The organism is Streptomyces vulcanius (genome assembly GCF_042653945.1).
GTDB classification, from domain to species: domain Bacteria; phylum Actinomycetota; class Actinomycetes; order Streptomycetales; family Streptomycetaceae; genus Streptomyces; species Streptomyces mangrovi.
Genome location: NZ_JBHSFK010000005.1, coordinates 297596 through 315609, shown reverse-complemented (window position 1 = coordinate 315609; position 18014 = coordinate 297596). Strand labels below are relative to the sequence as shown.

The following is an 18014-nucleotide window of genomic DNA, read 5'->3' as shown; positions in this document are numbered from 1 at the left end:
ACGATCGTATGGTCTGCGCATCGTAAGCGGCTGACGAACGGGGGCGATGGGGGTGCCCCCGCTCGAGCGAAGCCGAGAGTGGGGGAGGCGCTCACAACGGGGACGGTCCGCGCGCTGACCGCACGCTGGGCGGGGCACATCGGGCCGGACACGAACTCGGTGTTCTCGGCGACGGGCGTCTGGCCACTGCTGGCCTTCCTGGCGGACGGCGCCACGGGCCCGGCCCGACAGGAACTGGCGGACGCGGTGGGGGTGCCGGCGGGGCGGGAGAAGTGGGCGGGCGGGGTCGGAACGCCGACCGGGCGGCGGCGGTGACGGCGTTCGGCATGGCCGGGGGTATGCCGCAACTGCGCTGGCTCACCACCAGGATCACGGCCCGCTTCGACCGCCCCTTCGGCTTCCTCGGCCTGCACCGGCACAGCCGGCTGGTGCTGGCGGCGGGGTGGGTGGCGCAGCCGGCGCGGCAACGCACCGAGCGCTGCGCCTACGAGGAGGACGACGAACCGCCCGTGGTGACGGACTGATCCCCGGCCAGCCTGCGCTGTTCCTCCTCCACGATCCGGCGGGCGAGACCGTCGTCGGAGACGTCGACCGCGTCCGGGGTCGCCTCCGCGGTGTCGCTGCGGCGGGCGTAGGCGTCGAACAGACGGTTCTTGTTCGCCAGGATGCGCAGCAGACGCTCGTCCACGCTGTCGGTGACCAGCAGGCGGTGCACCTGGACCGCGCGCACCTGGCCCATACGGTGCGCACGGGCCACGGCCTGGTGCTCCAGGGTCGGTTTCACCTGCGGCTCGCACAGGACGACCACGGAGGCGGCCTGGAGGTTGAGCCCGACACCGCCCGCCTCGATCTGGCAGAGCAGGACCGCGTGTCCGTCGGCGGCCGTGAAGTCGTCGACGAGACGCTGACGGCGGGCCGCGGACACGGATCCGGATATCGGCCCGAGTACCTGGCCCCGGCCGTCGCCGAGGGCCTCGCCGAGGGTCTGCCGGACCGTCTCCAGGACGCTGCGGAAGTACGAGAACACCACCACTTTCAGGCCGTTGGCCGCGGCCTCCGTGACCAGCTCGCGCAGCCGCTGGAGCTTGGCGGACTTCTCGGGGTCGGCGTACGCGGCCCGGCGCATCGCCATGAAGTTCCCCTCGGTGACGGCCGCGCGGTAGGCGTCCCGGTCGGCGGCGCTGAACTCCTCCCACTCGTCGACCTGGATCAGCGCGGGCAGCTCGGTGAGGACGTCCCGCTGGTTGCGGCGCAGGTAGGCGGGGGCGACGGCCTTGCGGAACACCTGCGGTCCGGCCGCCGCGTCGCTGTCGCGTATCTCCGGGACCAGTTCGGGGCGGAGGTGGCGGACAAGGGTGCGGAACTCCTCGACACGGTTCTCCATCGGCGTGCCGGTGAGGAAGAGGACGCGGTCGCAGGCATCGGTCCAGGCGGCGACGGAGCGGGCACGGCGGGTGGCTGGATTCTTGACGTAGTGCGCCTCGTCGACGACGAGCAGCCCTGGGGCGGGCCGCGCCTCCCCACGCCCGTCCGGTGCGGGCAGGGTGTGCAGTACGTCGAAGGTGGTGACGGCGACCCCGCCGCGCTCGCGCCACTCCGCGTACGCGTCCTGCCGGTCCGGGCCGTGCACCGGCAGCGCTCTCAGTGTGCTGCGGGCGCCGATCTCCCGGGTCCAGTTGATGAGCACGCCGGCCGGGCAGACCACGAGGAAGTGGGCGTGCCCCTCGGCCGCGAGATGGGCGAGCACGGCGACCGCCTGGACCGTCTTGCCGAGCCCCATCTCGTCACCGAGCACGACCCGGCGCTGGGCGAGCGCGAACCGGGCACCGAAGGCCTGGTAGCCGCGGAGGGAGACCCGGCGGTGGGTGTCGTCCAGCGGCTGCGCCCGTACCCGCTCGGCGACCTCCGACGGCATGAACCCCTCGGCCGCCGCCACGTCCGCCGGTCCGGCGCAGATCTCCGCGAGCCAGCTGTAGTACTCGGCGGAGCGCACCTCGAAGTCGACCCAGGGCTCGATCTCGGAGGCGGGTTCGCGCAGCAGGTCGGCCGTGGCCTGCGCCAGCCGCAGCGCCACCTCCGTCTCGGCCGCCTCGGCCGTCAGCGCGCGCAGTTCCACCGCGGCCGCGCGGGCGGCCTCCCGGCGCCGGCTGCCGGCGAACGCCAGCCGCAGCCGGCCGGTCGCCGGGCGCAGCGCGGGCAGCAACTCGGCCAGTCGGGACGCGTACCGCTCGGCCGTGGCGACGGCGCGCGGCAGTTCGGGGCCCGCCTCGACGAGCCGGTACAGGGCGGTGACCAGGGCGGTGGTGCGGGGTTCGGGATGCTCGACGTCGATGCGGACGGACACGGTCTCCTCGACCGCGCGGGCGAGTTGCCGGGCCGCGGCGAGCGCCTGGTCGGCGGTCTGCGCGCCGACACCGGGGATCTGCCGGAGCGCGTGCCGGCTCGCCTCGTACACCGCCCCCACCGACCCGAACCCGCCCGCCTCGACCGCGCCGAGCCGCAACCGCCCCTCGGTGACGTCCTTCAGCCGGGCCAGCGGAATGGTCCGGAGTTCCTCGGCGACCAGGGCGTCCCTGAGCGGCGCGTGAGCGGCCCGCACCGCGTCGAGGGCACGCGCGTGGTCGGCGCACAGGGCGCCGGCGGCCTCGTGCAGGCGCTCCCCCTGCGCGTACAACTCCCGGGCCCGCCGCCCGACCTCGTTCATACCGCCCCCCTCACGCACCGGGCGCACGGATCACCCGCCACACCCCATGCTCCCACCCGCCACTGACAGCGCCCCTCGCGGCGGCGACGACCGCGTGGGCGAGACGCCGTCCCGGCCACGAAGGTCAGCCGCTCACCGCCCGCAGCGCTCCCGGCCTGCGGCCGTTGAGACGGTCGAGCGCGGTGGCCGTCGCTTCGTCGGCCGGGATGTGCACCACCAGGCGCTGCCCCTCGTCCGGGAGCGCGAGCGTCTCGTACGACAGGCGCAGGCGGCCCGCCTCGGGGTGGTCCACGAGGTCGGTCCCGGACCGGGCCGGCGTGACCGGAACAGCGGCGAGCCGGTCGCGGAACGGCGCCCCCGCCGCCGTCAGTTCCTCGGCCAGGGCGGCCACCCGAGGGTCGCGCAGCGAGGTCTCGTTGCGCAGATGGGCGACCTGTTCGTCGGCCAGCCTGTCCCATCCGGGGTACACCGCGCGGGCCCGGGCGTCGGTGAACAGGTACCGCACCATGTTGGGCGGGTCACCGTCGAGCAGGCCGAGCGGTCGGGCGTACCGCTCGTAGCCCTGTGTGCAGGCCACGATGTCGCCCATCCAGGTGAGCAGGACGGCCGGTGCGGGCTCCAGGCGGTCGAGGAGCGCCCGGAGGGTGGGCCGCACCGTGCGCACCGGCGGTGCGGTGACCAACTGGCACAGCGCCTTGTCCGCACCGTGTTCCTTGGCCAGCCGGTGCATCAGGAGACGGTCCGCCGCCGGCAGGTGAAGGGCGTCACCGATGGCCGCGAGGACCTTGACCGAGGGGTTGCGGTCACGACCCTGTTCGAGCCGGGTGAGGTACTCGATGCTGATGCCGGCGAGGGTGGCCAGCTCGGCCCGGCGCAGCCCCGGTGTGCGGCGGCGGGAGCCCGTGGGCAGGCCCACCTCGGCGGGGGTGACGGCTTCACGGCGGGTGCGCAGGAAGGTGCCCAACTCGTTGTCGTTCACCTTTCGAACCGTACAACGCGTGCCGTCGCGGAGGATGCCCCTGCCACTACCACCCTTCGCCCGGCCTCCCTCCACCGCCACAGAACTCCCACGATGGAGCCATGACCTACGACAACTCCGCCAGTTCCCCTCTCACGACCGTCGCCGCTCTGCCCCTCTCCCCCGGCGACTGGGCACTCGACCCCCTTCACTCGGCGGTCAACTTCACCATCCGCCACCTCGGGATCACCAAGGTGCGCGGCCGGTTCGCCGAGTTCAGGACCGGGCTGTACGTCGGCGACACCCTCGACGACGTGCGGGTGACCGCCGAGATCGCTCTCGCCTCCATCGACACCGGGAACTCCGACCGCGACGCGCACACCCGCTCGGCCGATCTGCTCGACGTGGAGAAGCGGCCGACGATGACGTTCCGCTCGACGCGGGTGTCCGGGGCGGGCGAGGACTGGACGATGGCGGGGGACCTGACCATCGGGGACGTGACCCACCCGGTCACGCTCGCCGTCGAGTTCGGCGGCGTGGCGGACTTCCCGCTGGACCAGAGCAAGCACGCCGGGTTCGAGGCGACGGGTGAGATCCGGCGCAGCGACTTCGGGCTGGACTTCGGGGCCGGGCTTCTCAGTGACGTCGTCAAGCTTCACCTGGACCTGCAGTTCGTCGGACCGCAGGTCCAGGGCGCCTGATCGGGGAACGAGCGGCGCACAAGCGGATTGCCCTATCCGTTTTTCCTGCTACCGTGGCCACAGTGAACCGGATAGCCCTATCCAGATCACCAATCGGATAGGGCTATCCGCATTTCCGCCTCCCTCGACGAGGCTTACGAAAGGATCGCTGTGACCAGCATCGCCATCGTCGGAGCCGGCCCCCAGATGGGCCTGGCCATCGCCCGCACCTTCGGCTCCCAGGGCTTCGACGTCGCCCTGATCTCCCGCAACCGGGAGAAGCTCGACGGAATCGTCGGCAAGCTCGCCGCCGAGGGCATCACCGCCGCCGCGTTCCCCGCGAACGTGCTCGACCGCGCCGGGCTCACCCACGCGCTCAAGGAGGCCGCCGACAGGTTCGGCGGGATCGACGTCCTGGAGTACTCCCCGGTGGGGACGTTCGGCATCACCACGCTGACCGCTCCGGCCGCCACCGAGCCGGCCGATGTGGAGTTCGAGATGAACTTCCAGCTCTACGGGGCCATCGCCGCCACCGACGCGGTCCTGCCCGCGATGCGCGAGACCGGCGCGGGCACCCTGCTCTACACCACCGGCGCCGGCTCGATCCGGCCCGACCCGCGGGTCGCCAACGTCAACGCCGCCGCCGCGGCGCTGCGCAACTGGGCGATGAACCTGCACAAGGAGCTGGCCGACGCCGGCACCGGCGTCCAGGCCGCCCACGTCGGCATCGACTCGTCGATCGGCGTCTCCGTCATCCCCGGCGTCGAGGCGGCCCGGCCCGAACAGATCACCCCGCTGTACTGGGAGTTGCACACCACCAGGCGGGACGAGGCCGAACTCGTCTTCACGCTCGACGACGACGGCGTCCCCCGCGGCTGACCCCGCACTGGAGGGCGAAGGGCGAAGGTCAGCCGGCCCTGTCCGGTGTGGGCGCGGTGAGGTCCCCCGGGCCGGCGCGGAGCATCGCCCTGTAGAGGGCGTCATGCTCGGGCGAGGGAGGCAGGGGGCCGCGGGCGGGGGCCTCGAGGGACTGGACGAACAGGGCGACGACACGTCGCCAGGCGTCGGGCGCGGCGTCGCCGGTGGCGTTGACGACACCGGCGTTGGCCATGTGGATCAGGACCAGGTCCGAGGGGTCGAAGTCCTCCCGCAGACGGCCGGTGGCCTTGGCGCGGTCGATGAGCCGCACCATGCCCTCGTACGCCTCGTTGCGGCGCTCTTCCATGGCCTTGGCGGTGGGGAAGGTCGTGGTCAGTACGTCGGCGAAGCCCTGGTCCGCGGCCTGCATCGCGCAGGCGGCCTCGATGTAGCCGACGAAACCGTGCCAGGGGTCGGGGTCGTCCAGGGCGACGGCGACCGCGTCGGCATAGGCGTCCATACGGTCGGCGAAGACGGCGGCGACCAGCTCTTCCTTGGTGGGGAAGCGGCGGAAGATGGTGGCGATGCCCACGCCCGCCTCGCGGGCCACGGAGGCCATGGAGGCCACCAGGCCGTCGCGCGCGAACACCCTGCGCGCGGCGGCGATGATGCGCTCCCGGTTGCGCTCGGCGTCGCTGCGCAGCGGCTGGGCGGCGGTGCCGTCGGGGGGCAGGGCGCCAGGAGTCATACCGGCCACTCTAGCAACCGGATTGCCCTATCCATTTGCGCCACCGGGCGCCGACTCTCTCGCCCCCTTGCCCCCTTGCCGCGACCATCCTGCTCCGGAACGGGATGTTCCGGAGCGGATGACGCTCGTCAGCCGCAGACACGGCCGGCACCACGACGGTCGGCGCGGGACCGAGGTCAGAGCGAATCCCGCAACCGGCACGAGCGTGGCCGGATGTCAGCGGTGGGTGGGGGACGCCGGGCGGTCGCGGCCGACCGTCAGCTGTGCCGGGCGGTAGGGGACGTAGGCCGCCCCGTCCAGACCGAGCGCGGTGGCGGACCGCTGGAGCGCGGCCGGGGTGGCGGCGTCGTCCCAGCGGCCGGTGTCGACGCGGTGTTCGAGCGCGTGCAGGGCGGCCACGGTCTCCGCGGTGGTGAACGTGCAGTGGCCCTGTCGCTCGACGAACGCCTGCCGCAGCAGCGCGCCGTCGCCGGCGGCGCGCACCCGGGCGGCGAAGCGGCTCTCCTGCTCCACCGGAACCAGGTTGTCGGCGGTGGTGTGGACGTCGAGCAGGGGCACTTCGAGTCCCTGGCCCGCGGAGGACGTCCGTTGGGCGGTGCGGACGGCGGCGGGATCGGCGGTGATCGTGGCGCCCTCGGTCAGCGTGCGCAGGTCGGCACGCAGGTCGAGACCGGCTGCCCGGTAGAGGGCGCGGACCTGGGGTGCGTGTTGCGAACCGGCGAGCAGGCGGACGTAGTCGACGCCCCGGTTCCATGAGTTGTTGCCGCCGACGGACTGCTCCACGGCGTACCGGCCGCCCTCGACGAACGACAGGATGCCCTGCGCGAACCACGCGTACTGCTGCTCCTCCTGCCCCGCCCAGTCGGTCGCGGCGGGCCGGTCCTCTCCGGGCGCCCAGGCGGGCAGGTTGAGGAAGGCGGCGGCCAGCGCGATCCGGGCGCGGCCCTGAGGGGTCCCCTGGGCGGCGGTGACCGCCTTGGTGAGCAGGCCGGCGGTGGCGGAGGCTTCGGCGGAGGTGCCGAACCGCACGAGTTTCACGTCCTGTCCGGGCAGCAGCAGGCGGGCGATCGTGTACTCGGCGTCCAGCTGGTAGTTGTCCAGGTCCGTGCCGCCCGCGACCAGGCCGCACTGGCCGAGCGCGCCGTCGATGCGCCCGCCGCCGTCCCGGGCCAGCTGCGCGTTGACGAGGCCGCCCATGGACTGGCCGATGGCCAGGGTGCGCCGTGGGGTGCCGATCTTCGCGGTGACGGCGTCGAGAGTCGCGAACTGGTCGCGCTCGGCGCTGTTCAGCGCCCACATCGAGCCATTGGGGTCGTACGAGGACCCGGCCATCGCATAGCCCTGGGCGAGCAACTCGGTGCGTACGGCGTCGGTGGGGGCGTTCCTGGCGACGAGGGGGCCGAAGCCGTGGCTGAACAGCAGCAGGGTGCCGTTCCAGCGCTCGGGGACGTCCGCGACCCAGGTGGCGCCGTCGGAGAGGGTGCCGGTCAGGTGACCGCTGACCGCCGTGTCCGCCTGGGCGGCCGGCGAGGGGGCGGTGGTGAGGGCCACGGACGCCAGCGTGACCAGGGCGGCCAGAGCGATACGCAGACGGGTGCGGGGAACGCGGAGACGGGTGCTGGCAGGCATGGGGGCAGACATGATGGCGGCTCCTCGGGCGAGTGGGGGGCGAAGGCCTGAGCAGATGTGCAGTCCGCTGTACGAAGGCGTCGAGAATCTAGGGCTTATTTCTTGCAGCCGTCAAGAGAGTGCACAACTTCAAGCCTCGGGGCCGCGCCCGGAAGGCTGGTTCGCGGAGGACCTGAACCGCCTCCCCGAGGCACCACGCCGCACCGAGCTCATCGACGGAGCACTCGTCTTCATGAGAGTTCGACTCGTCATCGAGGCCGTCTCCCCGGAACCCGCCCACCGGGACCGCACTGTCAAGCTCCGCAAGTACGCAGAAGCCGGCATCCCGCACTACTGGTGCATCGAAGACGAGGACGGCGCACCCGTCGTACACGTCCACAAGCTCGACGAACCGACCCACGCCACGCGCCCGTCGGCATCTTCCGAGGCCCGCTCCAGCGCCCGGTGCTCTTCGAGATCAGCCACGAGCCTTTGTGTACACATGAGAGGACCCGCCGGGGTTCAACACCACCCTCGTCTCCCAGCCCGACCGCCGCCGCCTACGGGTGCACCTGAACACTCCTGACGTCAGGTCAGAGTATCCAGCACCGATCCAGCACGGGATCAACGAAGGGGTTGGGCCCCCAGGAGTCCAACCCCTTCTGACCAGCGAGTTGCCACGTCAGCGATGTGGTGTTAGGTCGTCCGCTCACACGTTGAAGCGGAACTCCACCACGTCGCCGTCCTGCATGACGTAGTCCTTGCCCTCCATGCGGGCCTTGCCCTTGGCGCGGGCCTCGGCTACGGAGCCGGTTTCCACCAGGTCGGCGAAGGAGATGACCTCCGCCTTGATGAAGCCCTTCTGGAAGTCGGTGTGGATGACTCCGGCGGCCTCGGGAGCGGTGGCGCCCTTCTTGATGGTCCAGGCGCGGGATTCCTTGGGGCCGGCCGTGAGGTACGTCTGCAGGCCGAGGGTGTCGAAGCCGACGCGGGCCAGGGTGGTGAGGCCGGGCTCCTCGGCGCCGACCGACTCCAGGAGCTCCATCGCGTCCTCCTCGTCCAGCTCGGCGAGGTCGGACTCCAGCTTGGCGTTCAGGAAGATCGCCTCGGCGGGGGCTACCAGGGCGCGCTGCTCGTCCTTGAAGGCGTCGTCGGTCAGTTCGTCCTCGTCGACGTTGAAGACGTAGAGGAAGGGCTTGGTAGTGAGGAGGTGCAGGTCGTGCAGGAGCTCGGCGCGCTCGCTGCCCTGGAGGATGCCCTGCGAGAAGAGCGTGTCGCCCTTGTCCAGGATCTCCTTGGCCTCCTCCACGGCCTTGACCTTCGGCCCGACGTCCTTCTTGATCCGCGACTCCTTCTGGAGGCGGGGCAGCACCTTCTCGATCGTCTGGAGGTCCGCCAGGATCAGCTCGGTGTTGATCGTCTCGATGTCGTCCTTGGGCGAGACCTTGCCGTCGACATGGACGACGTTCTCATCCTTGAAGGCGCGGATGACCTGGCAGATCGCGTCGGACTCACGGATGTTCGCCAGGAACTTGTTGCCCAGGCCCTCGCCCTCGGAGGCGCCGCGCACGATGCCCGCGATATCCACGAAGTCGACCGTCGCCGGCAGGATCCGCTGCGAGGAGAAAATCTCGGCCAGCTTGGTCAGACGCGCGTCCGGGACGCCCACGACACCGACGTTCGGCTCGATCGTGGCGAACGGGTAGTTGGCCGCCAGCACGTCGTTCTTGGTCAGGGCGTTGAACAGGGTCGACTTGCCGACATTCGGCAGACCGACGATTCCGATCGTGAGCGACACGTTGCGACTTCCCGTAGTCAGAGGGCCAGGGGCCGGTTCCCGCAGTGAGGGGCCGGGGGCCAGAGGGTCCGGCCGATCCCTCAGTTTACGGCGTGCCCGGCACCGGACCGGCGGAGCCGCCGAACGCATGGCCAAGCTCTGCCCCACGGCGTGTCCGACACCGGATTCGGCACATAAACCGACCTAAGTTGGTGCAGTGGAGCAACACAGGACGCGCCGCCCGCACAACGGACCGCGACGCGACAGGCCCGCACCGCCTCTGCCGCCCCAGACGGGCCGGGGGCGGGGGCAGGGCAGCGCGGGCGGGGTACGGGTACCGGGCGGCGGCGGGCCCAGCAAGGCCCTCAAGCGGAGTGGGGCGCCGGGCCGCGACGACGAGCGGGGGCGCGTGCGGGAACAGGGGCGAGACCGGGAGCGGGGGCGAGACCGGGAGCGGGAGCGGAAGGCCCCGCGTGGTGGCGCTCGCTCGGTGGTGCCCGCCCGTGACGCGTCCGACCCACGTTCAGGATCCGGCCCCGGCCCCGGCTCGGGTGCCGGCGGAAGCAGTGGTCGGGGTAGCGCGCGGCCGGGGCTGTCCGGGCAACGCGGTCCGGCCGGGGCGGGCTTCGGTGGCGGGCGGTCCGGGCACACGGTCGGACGGCCACGGGAATCCTCCGTCGGGCGACGGCCTCCGCCCCGCCTCGCGCAGGCCGTGCGACGGATGCCGAACCCGCGCCTCACCGGGCTCGGCGGTGGGCTGCTGAGCGCCGTACTGATGTTTCTGCTGGGGTGCCTGGACCAGTGGCTGTTCGGGGCTTCGCTGACGGTGTACGGCGTGCTGTTCCTGCCGGTGTGCCTGCTGACCGCACTGTGGGTGCGCCGGAGCGATCTGCTGGCCGCGCCCGTCGTCGTGCCCATCGCCTTCGCCGTGGGGCTCATGCCCATGGCCGAAGGCGAGGACGGGGTCGGGACCCGACTGATGGGACTGTTCACGGCACTGGCCACGGAGGCCGGCTGGCTCTACGGCGGAACGCTCGTCGCAACCGTGACAGTGCTGGTCCGCGGTGTACGCCGAGCATCGGCCCGCCGCAGGGCAACCGCCGTCGCCGCGAACCGAGGACCTCGGCCGTAGGCACGCCGTCCGGGCAGCGCCGGGCCGTGCGCGCATGGCGTTGGCCGGGCCGGGGCGCCCGGCAGGAGCACCTGGCAATCCCAGCCGCCCCAGCCCTGTCGCCCCCGCCCCACGGACACTCCCGCCCTAGCTTTCCTTCGCCGCGTGCATCGCCGCTCCCACGATGCCCGCGTTGTTCTGGAGCTGGGCCGGGACGATCTCCGCCTTGATGCCCTCGATGAAGTGCAGGAACCTGTCGGCCTTGCGGCTGACTCCGCCGCCGATGATGAACAGCTCGGGCGAGAACAGCATCTCCACGTGCTCCAGGTACTTCTGGACGCGGTGCGCCCAGTGCTCCCAGGTGAGCTCGTTGTCCTCCTTGGCCTTGCTGGAGGCGCGCTTCTCGGCGTCGTGGCCGTGCAGCTCCAGATGGCCGAGCTCGGTGTTGGGGACGAGGGCGCCGTCGGCGAAGAGCGCGCTGCCGATGCCCGTGCCGAAGGTCAGCAGGATGACCGTGCCCCGGCGACCCTGCCCGGCGCCGAAGGCCATCTCGGCGACGCCCGCCGCGTCCGCGTCGTTGACCACCGTCACCGGCAGTCCGCCCAGCCGCTCGCTGAACAACGCGCGCGCGTCCGTGTCTATCCAGTCCTTGTCGACGTTGGCCGCCGTACGGATGGTGGACCCGCCGGTGACCACGCCGGGGAAGGTGAGGCCCACCGGGCCGGTCCAGCCGAAGTGCTCGACGACCTGCTTCACGCCGTCGGCAACGCCATCCGGCGTCGCCGGGTGCGGAGTGAGCACTTTGCAGCGCTCCTCCGCCAGGTCGCCCTTGTCCAGGTCCACCGGGGCGCCCTTGATCCCGGACCCGCCGATGTCCACACCGAAGATCTGCATGGCTCTACGTTACGACGATCGACTGACAGTCACTCGGCCGAGGCCGAAGTCGAGGCCGAAGCCGAAGCAGAAGACGAGGCCGACGTGTCCGCCGTACCGCTTCCGCCGCGCTCCGCGACCAGTGCCGCCGCCTCCTCGCGCAGGTCGCGCCGGAGTTCCTTGGGCAGCGAGAAGGTGATGTGCTCGTCGGCCGCCCTGACCAGCTCCACATCGCCGTAGCCGCGCTCGGTGAGCCAGGCCAGGACCTCCTCCACGAGGACCTCGGGGACGGAGGCGCCGGAGGTGACGCCGACCGTGGTCACGCCCTCCAGCCAGGCCTCGTCGATCTCGCTCGCGAAGTCGACCAGGTACGCGGCGCGCGAGCCGGCCAGCATGGCGACCTCGACGAGCCGCTTGGAGTTGGAGGAGTTGCGGGAGCCGACGACGATGACCAGCTCCGCCTCGGCGCCCATCTGCTTCACGGCGAGCTGACGGTTCTGCGTGGCGTAGCAGATGTCGTCGCTGGGCGGCGAGATGAGCTGCGGGAACTTCTCCTTCAGCGCGTCGACCGTCTCCATCGTCTCGTCGACGGAGAGGGTCGTCTGGGACAGCCAGACGACCTTGGAGGGGTCGCGGACCTCGACCTTGGCGACGTCGGACGGCCCGTCGACGAGCTGGATGTGGTCGGGGGCCTCGCCGGAGGTGCCGATGACCTCCTCGTGGCCCTCGTGCCCGATCAGGAGGATGTCGTAGTCGTCGCTCGCGAAGCGGACCGCTTCCTTGTGGACCTTGGTGACCAGGGGGCAGGTGGCGTCGATGGTGGCGAGCTGCCCGCGCGCGGCCTCGTCGTGGACGACCGGCGCGACGCCGTGCGCCGAGAACATCACGATGTTGCCCGGCGGGACCTCCTCGGTCCGCTCGACGAAGACGGCGCCCTTCTTCTCCAGGGTCTGCACGACGTACTTGTTGTGGACGATCTCGTGCCGGACGTAGACCGGGGCCCCATACTGCTCGAGCGCCTTCTCGACGGCGATCACGGCGCGGTCCACGCCCGCGCAGTAGCCTCGGGGAGCGGCGAGCAGGACACGGCGGCGGGCTGGCGAAGCAGTCATGCGTCCCATCGTAAGGCCGCGTCGCCACGCCCTACGCGTAGCGGGAATCGGCGTGATCGGCATTGTCAGTGGCGGCCACTACTCTCGGTCGCATGGCTGTGAACACGTCCGCGGACGCCCCGCTGCCCGTCGGCGAGGTGTCCCGGCTCATCGGGGGGTGGATCGAGCGGCTCGGCGCGGTGTGGGTCGAGGGGCAGATCACCCAGTTGTCGCGGCGCCCGGGTGCGGGCGTCGTCTTTCTGACCCTGCGGGATCCGTCGCACGACATCTCCGTGGGCGTGACCTGCTACCGGCAGGTGTTCGACGCGGTCGCGGACGTCGTCGGGGAGGGCGCGCGGGTCGTCGTCCACGCGAAGCCGGAGTGGTACGCGCCGCGGGGGCAGCTGTCGCTGCGGGCCGTCGAGATACGGCCCGTGGGGGTCGGGGAGCTGCTCGCGCGGCTGGAGCAGCTGAAGAAGTCCCTGGCGGCGGAGGGGCTGTTCGCGGCCGAGCGGAAGAAGCCGCTGCCCTTTCTGCCGCAGCTCGTCGGGCTGGTGTGCGGGCGGGCCTCCGCCGCCGAGCGCGACGTCCTGGAGAACGCCCGGCACCGCTGGCCGGCCGTCCGCTTCGAGGTGCGCAATGTCGCGGTGCAGGGGGTGCACGCGGTGCCGCAGGTCGTCCAGGCCGTGAAGGAACTGGACGAGCTGTCCGAGGTCGACGTGATCATCGTGGCCCGGGGCGGCGGCAGCGTCGAGGATCTGCTGCCGTTCTCGGACGAGCAGTTGGTGCGGGCGGTCGCGGCCTGCCGCACCCCGGTCGTCTCGGCGATCGGGCACGAGCCCGACAATCCGCTCCTCGACCATGTCGCCGACCTGCGGGCCTCCACCCCGACCGACGCCGCGAAGAAGGTCGTCCCGGACGTGGGCGAGGAGCTGGAGCGGGTGCGGATGCTGCGCGGGCGGGCGCGGCGGTGTGTGGAGGCGTTCGTGGAGCGGGAGGAGCGCGGGCTCGCCCATGCGCTGGCGCGGCCGGCGATACAGGATCCGCACCGGATGATCATCGACGAGCGTGCCGATCACGTCTCCTCGCTGACCGACCGGTCGCGGCGGTGTCTGCGGCATCTCCTGGACCGTGCCGACTCCGAGTTGACGCACACGCACGCACGCGTGGTGGCCCTCTCGCCGGCCGCGACGCTGAAGCGGGGGTACGCGGTGCTGCAGAGGGCCGACGGGCACGTGGTGCGGGATCCGGGCGAGGTGACGGCGGACGAGGTCCTGCGGGCGCGGGTCGCCGAGGGCGAGTTCACGGTTCGAGTCGACGAGCAGACGAGCGGGAGCACAGGGACATGACGAGCAGGACGGACGAGGCGCTCGGATACGAGCAGGCACGGGACGAGCTGGTCGAGGTCGTCCGCCGTCTGGAGGCGGGGGGTACGACCCTGGAGGAGTCCCTCGCCCTGTGGGAGCGCGGGGAGGAGCTGGCCAGGGTGTGCCGGCGCTGGCTGGAGGGCGCGCGGGCCCGGCTGGACGCCGCGCTGGCCGAGGAGGGGGAGGAAACCGCGAGGGCCGAATAGGCGCGCCGCCCGTCGGCTGTGACGACGATCACCATGGCCCAGTTTTCGTTGAACGTTGAACTTCATTGTCGTACCGTCGTGGACGTCAGCCGATCCGGTGTTCCGGATTCCGGACGCGCACCAGAGGAAGTTCAGGCATGTCTCTCGCCCTTGACCCCGCCGCCCAGGACCTGCTGTTCCGCGAGGCCCACACCGCGAACACCTTCACCGACGAGCCGGTGACCGACGAGCAGGTCCAGGCGATCTACGACCTGGTCAAGTTCGGTCCGACCGCCTTCAACCAGACTCCGCTGCGCATCACCCTGGTCCGCTCGGCCGAGGCCCGCGAGCGACTGGTGCAGCACATGGGCGACGGCAACAAGGCCAAGACGTCCACCGCCCCGCTGGTCGCGATCCTCTCCGCGGACAACGAGTTCCACGAGGAACTGCCGACCCTGTTCCCGGCCTTCCCGCAGGCCAAGGACATGATCTTCGCCGAGCGCGCGACCCGCGAGGGCGCCGCCGGGATGAACGCCGCCCTGCAGGCCGCGTACTTCATCGTCGGCATCCGCGCGGCCGGCCTGGCCGCCGGCCCGATGTCCGGCGTCGACTTCGAGGGCGTCCGCAAGGAGTTCCTCGACGACGACCACACCCCGCTGATGGTGATCAACATCGGCAAGCCCGGCACGGACGCGTTCTACCCGCGCTCGCCGCGGCTGGCGTACGACGACGTCGTCACCACCGTCTGAACCAGCCCCTCACGTGAAGGAGCCCCCGGCGTCCGGCCGGGGGCTCCTTCACGTCGTCGCACAGGCGCACAGGCCACAGCACGCGGCACGCGGCACGCGGGCGGTCAGGTCGTCTTCAGCGCCTTCGCCATCTCCGTCAGACGGTCGAAGGAGGCCGTCCCCGCGACCACCGTGGTCGAGCCGTCGCTGTCCGCCAGGACGAGGGCGTCGTACCGGCCGCCGGTGTAGCGGGTCCAGGTGCGGCCGCCGATCTCGTCGGTGACCTTGGTCTCCCGTGCACCCTGGCTGGCGTCGTCGATGAACTGCGCGCGCTTCTGAGTGGACTGCTCGACGGCGACGTACTGACCGTCGGGGGCCGTGAAGCCGAGGTGCCAGGAGTCGAAGTCGGCGCCCTGGTAGCGGACCGAGGTCGCCTTCCAGCTGTCGGGCAGGCCCTCGGGCGCGGCCACCGGGTACGACGCCGCGCGTCGGGCCGTGAGGAGCTCGACGCGGTAGTCGACCCGCTTGATGTCGGGAGCGTGATCGTCGTGCGGGATGAAGAGGTAGATGACCCACGCCGCGACCACGATGAGGCCCAGGGAGAGGACCATGTCCCGGGCCGACTTCTGCTTGCCTTTCGAACCTGCCACGTCCCTATCGTCGCAGGTGCCCGGTCCGCTCATCCGTGGGGTCCCCTGCTCATTTTGTCGGACTGACGATAGAGTCGGGGTCGAACCCTCATCCGGCCGTCGTCGTATCAGAAAGGTGCGCTCCGATGACCGAGAATCATCATTTGCCGTCCGAGCTCGATGTCCCCTCCGAAGCCCCCGACCGCAACCTCGCCCTGGAACTGGTCCGGGTGACCGAAGCCGCCGCGATGGCCGCGGGCCGCTGGGTGGGACGCGGCGAGAAGAACGGCGCCGACGGCGCCGCGGTGCGTGCGATGCGGACCCTCGTCTCGACCGTCTCGATGAACGGCGTCGTCGTCATCGGGGAGGGCGAGAAGGACGAGGCGCCCATGCTGTTCAACGGGGAGCGGGTCGGGGACGGGACCGGTCCGGAGGTGGACATCGCCGTCGACCCGATCGACGGGACGACCCTGACGGCCAAGGGCATGCCGAACGCGATCGCCGTGCTGGCCGCGACCGAGCGCGGGGCGATGTTCGACCCGTCCGCCGTGTTCTACATGGACAAGCTGGTCACCGGCCCGGAAGCCGCCGAGTTCGTCGATATCGACGCACCCGTCGACGTCAACATCCGCCGCGTCGCCAAGGCCAAGCGGGTCACGCCGGAGGACGTCACCGTCGTCATCCTCGACCGGCCGCGACACGCGGGCCTCATCGACGAGATCCGGGCGACCGGGGCGCGCATCAAGCTGATCTCCGACGGCGACGTGGCCGGCTCGATCCTGGCGCTGCGCGAGGGCACCGGCGTCGATCTGCTGCTCGGCGTCGGCGGCACCCCGGAGGGCATCATCTCGGCCTGCGCCGTGAAGTGCCTGGGCGGCACCATCCAGGGCAAGCTGTGGCCCAAGGACGACGAGGAGCGGCAGCGGGCGCTGGACGCGGGGCACGACCTCGACCGGGTGCTGACCACCGAGGACCTGGTCAAGGGCGAGAACGTGTTCTTCGTCGCGACCGGGATCACCGACGGGGAGTTGCTGCGGGGGGTGCGGTATCGGTCGGAGACCGCGACCACCGACTCGATCGTGATGCGGTCGAAGTCGGGGACGGTGCGGAGGATTGATTCCGAGCATCGGCTGAGCAAGCTGCGGGCTTACAGCGCGATTGACTTCGATCGCGCGAAGTAGTTCGGCAGGTGCTCGGGCGGCTGCGGGCCGGCCGTGGCTGGTCGCGCCCACGCGGCGGAGCCGCAGATCGATACAGCCCCGCGCCCCTTATGGGGTGCTCGGCCAACCGCAGGCCAAGAAGTGGGCGCCCCCGGTGCGGAGGGGGCGCCCGCTTCTTCGTGTGCGGCGCTCAGCCCGCTGCCGCTATCCGGCCCGATGTCCTCGCGGCCTTCTTGAGTTCCATGTCCCGGCGGCGGCGTCGGGCCAGGACGACTCGGCGTTCGGCGGCGGTGAGGCCGCCCCAGACGCCGTAGGGCTCCGGTTGGAGCAGTGCGTGTTCGCGGCACTCCACCATGACCGGACAGCCGGCGCAGACGCGCTTCGCGGCCTCCTCACGGGAGAGCCGGGCCGCGGTGGGTTCCTTGGAGGGCGCGAAGAACAGGCCTGCCTCGTCGCGTCGGCACACCGCCTCGGTGTGCCAGGGAGCGTCTTGGTCCCTGTCACGCGCTGGCACCCGCGGGGCCGGAACGGCGGCGACCTGCAGGGACGAAAGCGGCGGTTGCAGCACGGGTCTACTCCTGACGACGGCTTCGCGAGCGAGAGACGATGCAGCAAGGCCTACCCGCTGTGCGCGCGCCTATGCACTCGGTTCCGTACCGCTGGATTCCGGGGAGTCCTGAGTGATTCGCAACCGTCAACGGTCCAAGTGCTTGCGCAAATTCTTGTCGACCTTGCGCTGGACCCGATCGAGAATGTCCGCGACGAGCTTGCCGCGCTTCGGCCTGCCCTCGATGTTGCCGAGGACCGCCCAGCCGTCGACGTAGACCACCGGGGCGTCCGGGTCGGGCGAGTCCAGGGAGTCCACTTCGAAGTTGCCGAGCACACCGGCGCCGGTGCCGCGCAGCGACACGTTCTCCGGGACGCGGACCTCGACGTTCCCGAAGACCGCGAACGCCTTGATCATGACCTGCTGGTACTCGAAGAGCGCCTCGCTGAGGTCGATCTCCACGCTGCCGAAGATCGCGTACGCGTGGACACGACGGCCCGCGCGCCAGCGGCCCCTGCGGGTGGCGCTGCTGAAGATCGCGACCAGGTTGTCGTCGGGGTCGGCCGGGATCGCGCCGGTGGTGGGGCGGGGCGGGGCGCCGGACGGGGCCGTGCGGCGCTGGTGCGCGGCCGGCAGGTCCCGTATGAAGACCTCCAGTTCGCCCACCGTCTTGGCGGCCAGCACGCCCTCGACGCGCTCGGCGTGCTCGTCGGCGGTGAGCCGGCCCTCCGCCAGGGCCTCGCGCAGGATGTCGGCGATACGGTCACGCTCGGCGTCCGAGGCGCGCAACTCGGCAACCGGCGTGGGAGTGGCAGCGGTCTGCTTCTGAAGGTCCACGGGATCAGCGTACCCAAACACGATAGATCGCGATAGCCCCTGCCGGGGATCCGGCTCCTCGAACTGAGCCTTACCTCACAAGCTCCCTGTCAGTGGCACGTCCTACGCTGGTGAGGCCCGCCAGCGTCGGCGGGTCGTCGTCCGCAGAGTGAG

19 protein-coding genes and 1 pseudogene are annotated in these 18014 nt (G+C 71.4%); 10 read left to right on the top strand and 10 right to left on the bottom strand.

The window, feature by feature from the left end:
• Positions 1 to 78 precede the first annotated feature (78 nt).
• Both ACFPIH_RS10475 and ACFPIH_RS10470 read left to right on the top strand, forming a co-directional pair.
• On the top strand, positions 79 to 315 hold the full coding sequence (locus ACFPIH_RS10475) for a hypothetical protein (protein WP_385876618.1): 237 nt from the start codon (positions 79 to 81) through the stop codon (positions 313 to 315).
• Entirely contained in the window at positions 273 to 524 is a 252-nt protein-coding gene (locus ACFPIH_RS10470; RefSeq protein ID WP_385876616.1) for a hypothetical protein, read from the top strand. The genes ACFPIH_RS10475 and ACFPIH_RS10470 overlap by 43 nt, the downstream gene beginning before the upstream one ends.
• Here the strand turns inward: ACFPIH_RS10470 and ACFPIH_RS10465 are convergent.
• Together ACFPIH_RS10465 and ACFPIH_RS10460 are read right to left on the bottom strand one after the other, a co-directional pair.
• Positions 485 to 2704, bottom strand: coding sequence for a DEAD/DEAH box helicase (locus ACFPIH_RS10465; protein ID WP_381165195.1), 2220 nt, complete (start codon positions 2702 to 2704; stop codon positions 485 to 487). The two genes, ACFPIH_RS10470 and ACFPIH_RS10465, sit on opposite strands and share 40 nt — an antisense overlap.
• Before the next feature lie 124 nt (positions 2705 to 2828).
• Positions 2829 to 3683, bottom strand: a complete 855-nt coding sequence (locus tag ACFPIH_RS10460) for a helix-turn-helix domain-containing protein (protein WP_381165198.1) — start codon at positions 3681 to 3683, stop codon at positions 2829 to 2831.
• A 101-nt stretch (positions 3684 to 3784) separates the two neighbouring features.
• Here ACFPIH_RS10460 and ACFPIH_RS10455 point away from each other — a divergent pair, with 101 nt between their 5' ends.
• Together ACFPIH_RS10455 and ACFPIH_RS10450 are read left to right on the top strand one after the other, a co-directional pair.
• The gene (locus tag ACFPIH_RS10455) at positions 3785 to 4363 is read left to right on the top strand and encodes a YceI family protein (RefSeq protein WP_381165201.1); all 579 of its coding nucleotides are present in this window, start codon (positions 3785 to 3787) and stop codon (positions 4361 to 4363) included.
• A 150-nt stretch (positions 4364 to 4513) separates the two neighbouring features.
• A complete protein-coding gene (locus ACFPIH_RS10450; protein WP_381165203.1) occupies positions 4514 to 5221 on the top strand; it encodes an SDR family NAD(P)-dependent oxidoreductase in 708 nt (235 codons plus the stop codon).
• A gap of 28 nt (positions 5222 to 5249) precedes the next feature.
• Here ACFPIH_RS10450 and ACFPIH_RS10445 read toward each other — a convergent pair whose 3' ends face one another.
• Both ACFPIH_RS10445 and ACFPIH_RS10440 read right to left on the bottom strand, forming a co-directional pair.
• Positions 5250 to 5948, bottom strand: a complete 699-nt coding sequence (locus ACFPIH_RS10445) for a TetR/AcrR family transcriptional regulator (protein ID WP_381165206.1) — start codon at positions 5946 to 5948, stop codon at positions 5250 to 5252.
• 216 nt (positions 5949 to 6164) lie between these two features.
• A complete protein-coding gene (locus ACFPIH_RS10440) occupies positions 6165 to 7589 on the bottom strand; it encodes an alpha/beta hydrolase (protein ID WP_381165208.1) in 1425 nt (474 codons plus the stop codon).
• A gap of 85 nt (positions 7590 to 7674) precedes the next feature.
• Between ACFPIH_RS10440 and ACFPIH_RS10435 the strand changes: the two are divergent.
• Positions 7675 to 8132 (top strand): annotated as a pseudogene (locus ACFPIH_RS10435) (Uma2 family endonuclease).
• 133 nt (positions 8133 to 8265) lie between these two features.
• On the opposite strand, the gene ychF reads toward ACFPIH_RS10435, so the two are convergent.
• Entirely contained in the window at positions 8266 to 9354 is a 1089-nt protein-coding gene (gene ychF, locus ACFPIH_RS10430; protein WP_381165210.1) for a redox-regulated ATPase YchF, read from the bottom strand.
• Between the two features lie 700 nt (positions 9355 to 10054).
• Between ychF and ACFPIH_RS10425 the strand changes: the two genes are divergently transcribed.
• Positions 10055 to 10465, top strand: coding sequence for a DUF6542 domain-containing protein (locus ACFPIH_RS10425; RefSeq protein WP_381165212.1), 411 nt, complete (start codon positions 10055 to 10057; stop codon positions 10463 to 10465).
• Positions 10466 to 10591: 126 nt separating this feature from the next.
• Here the strand turns inward: ACFPIH_RS10425 and ppgK are convergent, their stop codons facing one another.
• Together ppgK and ACFPIH_RS10415 are read right to left on the bottom strand one after the other, a co-directional pair.
• A complete protein-coding gene (gene ppgK, locus ACFPIH_RS10420) occupies positions 10592 to 11338 on the bottom strand; it encodes a polyphosphate--glucose phosphotransferase (protein ID WP_381165214.1) in 747 nt (248 codons plus the stop codon).
• 29 nt (positions 11339 to 11367) lie between these two features.
• On the bottom strand, positions 11368 to 12438 hold the full coding sequence (locus ACFPIH_RS10415; RefSeq protein WP_381165216.1) for a 4-hydroxy-3-methylbut-2-enyl diphosphate reductase: 1071 nt from the start codon (positions 12436 to 12438) through the stop codon (positions 11368 to 11370).
• 83 nt (positions 12439 to 12521) lie between these two features.
• On the opposite strand from ACFPIH_RS10415, the gene xseA reads away from it, so the two are divergent.
• The 3 genes from xseA to ACFPIH_RS10400 all read left to right on the top strand — a co-directional run bounded on the left by xseA (position 12522) and on the right by ACFPIH_RS10400 (position 14709).
• The gene (gene xseA, locus ACFPIH_RS10410) at positions 12522 to 13757 is read left to right on the top strand and encodes an exodeoxyribonuclease VII large subunit (protein WP_381165218.1); all 1236 of its coding nucleotides are present in this window, start codon (positions 12522 to 12524) and stop codon (positions 13755 to 13757) included.
• Positions 13754 to 13981, top strand: coding sequence for an exodeoxyribonuclease VII small subunit (locus ACFPIH_RS10405; protein ID WP_381165220.1), 228 nt, complete (start codon positions 13754 to 13756; stop codon positions 13979 to 13981). Before xseA ends, ACFPIH_RS10405 begins: the two co-directional genes overlap by 4 nt.
• Before the next feature lie 137 nt (positions 13982 to 14118).
• On the top strand, positions 14119 to 14709 hold the full coding sequence (locus ACFPIH_RS10400; RefSeq protein WP_381165222.1) for a malonic semialdehyde reductase: 591 nt from the start codon (positions 14119 to 14121) through the stop codon (positions 14707 to 14709).
• A 104-nt stretch (positions 14710 to 14813) separates the two neighbouring features.
• Here ACFPIH_RS10400 and ACFPIH_RS10395 read toward each other — a convergent pair whose 3' ends face one another.
• Positions 14814 to 15338: a DUF4245 domain-containing protein gene (locus ACFPIH_RS10395; protein WP_381165224.1), complete on the bottom strand. Its 525-nt coding sequence runs from the start codon at positions 15336 to 15338 to the stop codon at positions 14814 to 14816.
• A gap of 125 nt (positions 15339 to 15463) precedes the next feature.
• Between ACFPIH_RS10395 and glpX the strand changes: the two genes are divergently transcribed.
• Positions 15464 to 16498, top strand: a complete 1035-nt coding sequence (gene glpX / locus ACFPIH_RS10390) for a class II fructose-bisphosphatase (protein WP_381165226.1) — start codon at positions 15464 to 15466, stop codon at positions 16496 to 16498.
• Between the two features lie 169 nt (positions 16499 to 16667).
• Here glpX and ACFPIH_RS10385 read toward each other — a convergent pair whose 3' ends face one another.
• Entirely contained in the window at positions 16668 to 17045 is a 378-nt protein-coding gene (locus ACFPIH_RS10385) for a WhiB family transcriptional regulator (protein ID WP_381165228.1), read from the bottom strand.
• A gap of 126 nt (positions 17046 to 17171) precedes the next feature.
• Positions 17172 to 17861: a DUF1707 SHOCT-like domain-containing protein gene (locus ACFPIH_RS10380; RefSeq protein ID WP_381165230.1), complete on the bottom strand. Its 690-nt coding sequence runs from the start codon at positions 17859 to 17861 to the stop codon at positions 17172 to 17174.
• Between the last annotated feature and the right edge of the window lie 153 nt (positions 17862 to 18014).